This window comes from Streptomyces curacoi, assembly GCF_001513975.1.
Lineage (GTDB): Bacteria > Actinomycetota > Actinomycetes > Streptomycetales > Streptomycetaceae > Streptomyces > Streptomyces curacoi.
On sequence record NZ_KQ948009.1, the window covers coordinates 1 to 2,552 of the forward strand.

At 73.6% G+C, this 2,552-nt stretch carries 1 protein-coding gene; it reads left to right on the forward strand.

The window, feature by feature from the left end:
• Positions 1-2,552, forward strand: a 2,552-nt coding sequence (locus tag AQI70_RS36780) for a non-ribosomal peptide synthetase (RefSeq protein ID WP_159042776.1), incomplete at both ends; no start/stop codon positions are given.

The window sequence follows — 2,552 nt, forward strand, 5'->3', positions numbered from 1 at the left end:
TGGATGTGGAGGCGTTCGCGGGGGCCTGGCAGCGGGTGGTTGACGCGGTGCAGGCGTTGCGGGTCGGGGTGGTGTGGGAGGGCGTTGCGGAGCCGGTGCGGGTGGTGCATCGGTCGGTGACGTTGCCGGTGGAGGTGGTGGACTGGCGTGGGGCCGGGGCCGAGGATGTGGGTGCCCGGTGGGATGCGCTGGTGGTGGCGGACCGGGAGCGGGGGCTGGATCTGCGGCAGGTGCCGTTGGCGCGGCTGACGCTGGCCCGGGTGGGGGATGAGCGGGTTCGGGTGTTGTTCACGTTCCACCATGTGCTGTTGGACGGGTGGAGCCTGGCCCGGGTGCTGTCCCTCGTCCTCGACCACCACACCGCACGTCAGCGCGGCACACAGCCCCCCGCCATCGTCGACCGTGGCCTCGCCGACCACGTCAGGTGGCTGGCCGACCGCGACCTGCCGGCGGCCGAGAAGTACTGGCGCTCCGTCCTCTCCGGCTACGACACCCCCGTCGACCTGCCGGCCGACCGCCCCCTCGGACGCTCCCAGGACTCCCGCTCCTCGGCACGGATGACCGTGCCCCTGACCCGGGAGGTCTCCGAGCAGCTCCAGTCGTTCGCGCGGCGGCACCGGCTGACGGTGAACGCGGTCGTGCAGGGCGTGTGGGCGCTGATGCTGGCCGGACGCAGCGGACGGCAGGACGTCGTGTTCGGCGCCACCACCTCCGGGCGGCCCACCGACCTGCCGGGCGCCGAGGACATGATCGGCCTGTTCATCAACTCCCTACCGGTACGCGTCCGCCTCGACCCCCGCCGCGGCGTGGTGGAGTGGCTGCGGGCCCTGCAGGAGGACCAGCTCCAGGCCCGCCGCTACGACTACCTGCCCCTGACCCACATCCAGGCACTGAGCGAACTCGACCCCGACCAACGCCTCTTCGACAGCCTCGTCGTCTTCGAGAACTACCCCCTCGACACCGAGGCGGCAGCCGACCAGGGCCTGGCCGTCAGCGACATCAGCGCGGTGGAGGCCACCAACTACGCCCTCAACCTGGTGGCCTACGACGGCGACCGGATCGACCTCGTCCTCGCCTACGACCCCGACGTCTTCGACGAGGACACCGTGCGGGCGCTGCGCGACGACCTGCTCCTGCAGGCCACCGCCGTCGCCCACGCCGACCCCGAGCACACCCTCGGCAACCTCACCCTGGTCGGCCCCGACCAGCACCGCCGCCTCCTCGACGACTGGGGCCGCGGCGCCCCCGTGGACGCGGCAAAGCGGCACGAGACCCTCGGCGGCATCTTCCGGGCCCAGCTCGCCCGCACCCCGGACCTGCCCGCCGCGGTTGCCGGCGACGACCGAGTCACCTACGCCGAACTGCACGGCGCCGCCGCCCGCCTGGCCCACCACCTCATCGCCACCGGCATACGCCCCGGCGACCGGGTCGGCGTCGCCCTGGAGCGGGGCATCCCGTGGCTGACCGCGATGCTGGCGGTCGTGCACTCCGGCGCCGTCTACGTGCCGCTCGACCCCCGGTACCCCACCGACCGGCTGGAGCACATGATCGCCGACTCCGGTGTGACGGTGATCCTGACCGAGACCCGCTTCCAGGACACGCTCCCGGCGGACCACCCGGCCCGGACCGAGGCGGTGGACACCTTGGGCGCCGCCCTGGCGGCCCTGCCCACGACCCTGCCCGACCTCCCCGAGGACCCCCGCCGGCCCGCCTACATCATCTACACCTCCGGCTCCACCGGACTGCCCAAGGGCGTCCTGGTGCCGCACACCGGCCTCAGCGGACTGCTCACCGTCCCTGCGGAGAACTTCCGCGTCCGGCCGGGCGACCGGGTCCTGCAGTTCGCCTCACCCAGCTTCGACGCCTCCGTCCTGGAGGTGCTGACCGCGCTCGGCCTGGGCGGCACGCTCGTCCTGACGCCCCCCGGCACCCTCTCCGCCGAGGAACTGACCGACCTGCTGGAGCGCCACGAGGTCAACCACGCCCTCATCCTGCCCGCCATGCTGGCCACCCTGCCCCGCCGGGAACTTACGCACCTGCGCACCCTGCTGGTCGGCGCTGAACCCGTCCAGGCCGACCTCGTCGCCCGCTGGGCGCACGGCCGGCGCATGGTCAACGGCTACGGCCCCACCGAGGCCACCATCGGCGCGACCTTCAGCGGCGCCCTGTCGCCCGAGCGGGCCGGCGACCCGCCCATCGGCCGCCCCTACGCCGGAGTGCGCACCTACGTCCTCGACGGCTGGCTGCGCCCCGTGGCCCCCGGCACCGTCGGCGAGCTCTACATCGGCGGCGAGGGCGTCGCACTCGGCTACCTCAACCGCCCCGCCGAGACCGCGGTCCGCTTCCTGGCCGACCCGTTCGGCGAGCCGGGCAGCCGTATGTACCGCTCGGGCGACCTGGTGCGCTGGACCGCCGACGGACAGCTGCTCTTCGTCGGACGCGCCGACACCCAGATCAAGGTCCGCGGCCACCGCGTGGAACTGGGCGAGGTGGAGACCGCGCTCGCCCAGCACCCCGCCGTCGGACACGCCGCCGTGCTGCTCCGCCACGAC